The organism is Micromonospora sp. NPDC023633, assembly GCF_040640035.1.
Classification (GTDB): domain Bacteria; phylum Actinomycetota; class Actinomycetes; order Mycobacteriales; family Micromonosporaceae; genus Micromonospora.
On the sequence record NZ_JBFABB010000244.1, the window covers coordinates 1 to 4,104 of the forward strand.

Sequence of the window (4,104 nt, forward strand, 5' to 3'; positions counted from 1 at the left end):
GCCCTGCTGCCCACGCCGAGCCACCGCGATCGTGCAGGCGATCCTCGTCCTGCACCACACCGAATCCAACCGCTACACAGGATGAAAAGGGCTCAATGGCATCATGGGCCGATGAACGATGGTCTCGATGCCGTGATCGCCAAGGTTCTCGACGGGGAGCCCGGGGCCGACGAAGCCCTGATCGCTGCCGGGCCCACCGGAGCGAAACGCGTCTTCGACCTCTACTACGGCACGGCCAGGGCGAACCTGGTCACGAAATCCACCGGCCGGGAGCTGGGCGACGGCTGGTCGGCCGCCCTGCACATCGCCGCCTCGGTCGCGCCCGAGGATTTCCTCGCCCAGCTGCCGAACCGCGTCGGCACCACGGAAATCGTGATCCTCGGCGACATCAACGACCCCCGCGCTACGCACATCCTCTGCGAGCAGGCTCGGCACAGGGACTTCCTGCACCGCGTCAACGCCGTCAGGGCACTGGCCAAGCACACCGGCCCGGCGAGCCGGGAGGCGGTCGAGCAGGCCCTCGCCGATGAGAACCTCGTGGTACGCAGTGCGGCGATCCGCTGCGTCGCCGACACGGATCCCAGCCGAGGCACGACCTTGTACGAGGCATTCCTGGCAGAGCCGCGCCTCACCCCACTCCTGCGGCAGGAGGCGCGGTGGGCGTTGTCCTACCTGCGTGAAGGCAGTCCTATACCGCTCCACCCGTGGTGAGGCCGGCCAGGTTGAGCCCGGCGGAGACGGCGAGGTCCTCGTCGACCTTCGCGACGAACGCGTCGACCAGAGCACGACTTCGCCACCGCGCAGACGACCAGCGCCATCCCGGTCCCGCGCCAAAGTAGTGCGACGGCCTGTCGGCCGTTCCCGTCGGTGTTCGCGGGTGGAACCATTCTCCCAAGTTGGACCTTGGCAGGGTCAGGTTGCCCTGTTGGTCGCGCTAGCCCAACACCTCGAAGGAGCCACCCATGGGATCCGACATCCACGCCTACGTCGAAACCCGCACCAACGGCACCTGGGCCTACGCCGGAGACAACACCTTCCCCGACAACGAGTTCCCCAAAGAAAAGCAGTGCCCGTTTGACGGCGCCCGCGACTACGGCCTATTCGGGTTCCTCGCCGACGTCCGGAACTACTCCGAGTCGCCGGTCATCGCCGAGCCGCGCGGCCTGCCCGCCGACGTGTCCGCCGAGGTTCGCGCCAAAAGCGACGACTGGAACGTTGACGGGCACAGCCACACGTGGCTGACCCTCGCTGAACTGCTGGCGTTCGACTACGACCAGACGTTCGCCGATCAGCGTGGTGAAGGTGAGCCGCAGGTGAAGACGGTTCGTGGGTTCCTCCACGACTGGTACTTCGGTCGGCTCGACCTGCTGGCGAAGCTGGGTGCCCCGGAGGACGTGCGCATCGTGTTCTGGTTCGACAACTAGCCGGTGGAAGCCCTCATGGCCCCAACTCGACCCCGCGCCGGAGGCATCCCGATGACCAACACCCTCGCCCCCGCCGTCTCGCGCAGCTGACCCAAGCACGATCCGGAGGTAGCCCAATGACCGACACCACCGCCCGCGCCCGCGCCGCCCACTACTTCGACCGGAACATCGCCCCCGCCGAACGGGCCGCCGGTCTTTCTGACGACATGACCGAAGCTGGACGCATCCGCTACATCCGTGACACCGCAGCCAACCCCGAGGCGGTGCGGCAGCTCACCGACATGTACCCCCGCATTGCCGCCGCCTGCTTCTCTTGTGGGGCGCCGGCAGCAATAGGTGTCCCTGACCGGTGAGAGCGATCCACCAGGATCCCGACGCACGACAATGACGCCAGCTCTCTCGCGGATCTCCAGTCGGGCACCCGGCTCCCAAGCCAGGGCACGCACGATGCCTCGATCACGGATCCGGTCACTGGCATCGACCGACGCGAGACGGTACACCTTGGCCTCGGACCGCTGCTGCGCAAGCGCTGGCATCGGCAACGGAGCCCGACGCAGCGGTGCATGGGCGTCACGCGGGTTGCTTCGACCACGGGCCGGCAGAAGGACTGGAGGAATGACAGAAGCCAAAGAAGAATCAGCCCACAGCGACCACCACCGCCAACCGACACAGGGCCGGTGAGGTTGGTCGCGAAGATCAGATTCACGTGGTCAAGGAGCCCTGACCACCAGTACGTAGAAGACGGCATGGATGCCGCAAGTTTGTGTCCGAGGGGGACTCGAACACCTGCACGTTTCACCTGTGCACCATTCCGGGTGCACATGCTTATAGATTACGGTACGGCCAGGGTTGGCTCAAGCCCGCACGCTCATTGCCGTCCGTAAGCATGCATAGCAGTTCGGGCACATAGGGTCGCAGCTTGTCAGGCCGGCTGGATCGCGGCATCACCCCTGTCATCGCCCGACGCGGAGTCGGCCACGGCTCCGGCCTCGGCACCCGACGCTGGGTCGTCGAACAGACCATCGCCCTGCTGCACTGGTTCCGCCGCCTACGCATCCGCCGGGAGATCCGCGACGACATCCACGAAGCGTTCCTCACCCTCGCCTGCGCCATCATCTGCTGGCGCAGACTCCAACGCTCAAAGAGTTAGGAGTTGTAAGTGGGGCTTCGTGTTCGAGGCCACCCCGCCCCTGGTCGCCGACGGGGAGTCAGGGCGTAGGCATGAGGCCGAAGGCGGCCAGCAGAGTTGGGATGGCCAGCAGGATCACGCCCAGCACCACGGGTGCCCCGAGCACGCCGAGGACGGCGACGCCTTTCCGAAGCCCGAAGCGCCGCGAGTAAGAGATTGTCAGGGCGCCGTAACCAATTGCAAGCACCAGGAAAAAGAGCACGTAACCGACTCCGGCGATATCGATCTGGTCGGCGGTACCCGCCAGGCCCGAGACCATGCCGACCGCTTGCGCCACGCTGCCGACGGCGTACACGCCCAGCATCGCAAACGCTCCCCACAACAACACGCCCAGAAGTGCCGGAGAAAGAACCTTCGGGCGTTCGACGACCGACAACAGTGCCACAGCCGCTCCCACCGCCTTCAGCCCGACGACAAGCCAGTTCATCACGGCGATCGCGGAAGCGTACTCGGCATAGGGGCCGTCGGCGAAGCGGTCGGTCGTCTCGAAGACGACGTTGACGACCGCGAACCCGATGCAGCAAAGGGCCATCAGACGAGCTATGACGACGACACCGGTGCCGGGCTGTGCAGGGGCTAGGGGACGATCGCTGGCGAAAGCCGTGGAAGTCATGCCGCCACTCAACACGAATCCTGCAACCGACTCCTCCCTCCCGCGAGGGAGATCGACATCGCGGGTTAGCGCTGGAGGGGGAGTCTCGGGAACGGGCGAAACGTGCGCGCGCTACGCCATATCGGCGTCACGACGAACATCTACAGCCACGTCATGCCGGCCGAACTGGCGCTGTCTCGCGAACACGGCGGCTTCGAGGTTGAGTAGTCGCGACGGGAGTAGGTGGACACGGCGGGTCCGAAGCTGCGGCCCCTCGCTTGTAAGTTCTGGGCTCTCCGTCCGCATCCGCAACCTCGGGCGATTGTCACTCCTGGCTGCCCCAGACCGTGGTGTTCGCCGAGGAGCTGAGCACTGACGTCGGCCCAGTGTGTAGCCGATCTGGTCTCCCAGGCAGGCCCCGAGCGCCCCGGTGGCGGCCACCGCTCAGAGCGGCAACTCGCCGTCGTGGGCTACCAGTCCGCCGATCAAGATCGCTGTCTCGCCGGGTACGACCAGCCCGAGCGGGGTCGAGGACTCCAGGGCCGGCAGCAGAAGCACCAGGGCCAAAACAAGAAGCGGCGGCAGCCCGGTGGGCGCCGTCAGCAACCTGTCCACCAACTCATTGTCGTCATTCGGGATGGACCGCGGCCACGAACGCCACCCAACAGCGGCCATAGGCCTCAAGGCGCGGCCACCACGACCTCGGCGACGTTCCCGCTGTAGCAGGTGGTGGTGGCGATGTTCGGGGCGGAAACCGTGTGGGCACCGTAAACGACGTAAGTTACGCCGGTCTGGAGGTTGCGGCACTGAGCCCTTTTCATCCTGACCTTGCAGGTCAGAGGCGGGGTGTGTAGCCCGGGGATCGATGAGGGCGAGGCTCCAGGTAAGACAGCAAATCG

The 4,104-nt window shown here is 66.1% G+C and carries 6 protein-coding genes and 2 pseudogenes; 5 read left to right on the plus strand and 3 right to left on the minus strand.

The window, feature by feature from the left end; genetic code table 11:
• From AB0G13_RS34220 to AB0G13_RS34240, 5 genes and pseudogenes are all read left to right on the plus strand, one after another.
• Window positions 1-85, plus strand: a pseudogene (locus AB0G13_RS34220) (IS5/IS1182 family transposase); the annotation flags it as partial.
• 26 nt (window positions 86-111) lie between these two features.
• Entirely contained in the window at window positions 112-711 is a 600-nt protein-coding gene (locus AB0G13_RS34225; RefSeq protein WP_357883726.1) for a HEAT repeat domain-containing protein, read from the plus strand.
• A gap of 251 nt (window positions 712-962) precedes the next feature.
• Entirely contained in the window at window positions 963-1,424 is a 462-nt protein-coding gene (locus AB0G13_RS34230; RefSeq protein ID WP_151452368.1) for a hypothetical protein, read from the plus strand.
• 116 nt (window positions 1,425-1,540) lie between these two features.
• Entirely contained in the window at window positions 1,541-1,777 is a 237-nt protein-coding gene (locus AB0G13_RS34235; RefSeq protein WP_357883714.1) for a hypothetical protein, read from the plus strand.
• A gap of 581 nt (window positions 1,778-2,358) precedes the next feature.
• Window positions 2,359-2,574 (plus strand): annotated as a pseudogene (locus AB0G13_RS34240) (transposase); the annotation flags it as partial.
• Between the two features lie 58 nt (window positions 2,575-2,632).
• On the opposite strand, the gene AB0G13_RS34245 reads toward AB0G13_RS34240, so the two are convergent.
• The 3 genes from AB0G13_RS34245 to AB0G13_RS34255 form a co-directional block, all read right to left on the minus strand.
• Entirely contained in the window at window positions 2,633-3,226 is a 594-nt protein-coding gene (locus AB0G13_RS34245; protein ID WP_357883717.1) for a hypothetical protein, read from the minus strand.
• 423 nt (window positions 3,227-3,649) lie between these two features.
• A complete protein-coding gene (locus AB0G13_RS34250; RefSeq protein WP_357883720.1) occupies window positions 3,650-3,820 on the minus strand; it encodes a hypothetical protein in 171 nt (56 codons plus the stop codon).
• Between the two features lie 65 nt (window positions 3,821-3,885).
• A partial coding sequence (locus AB0G13_RS34255; protein WP_357883723.1) for a hypothetical protein occupies window positions 3,886-4,104 on the minus strand: 219 nt, incomplete at its 5' end.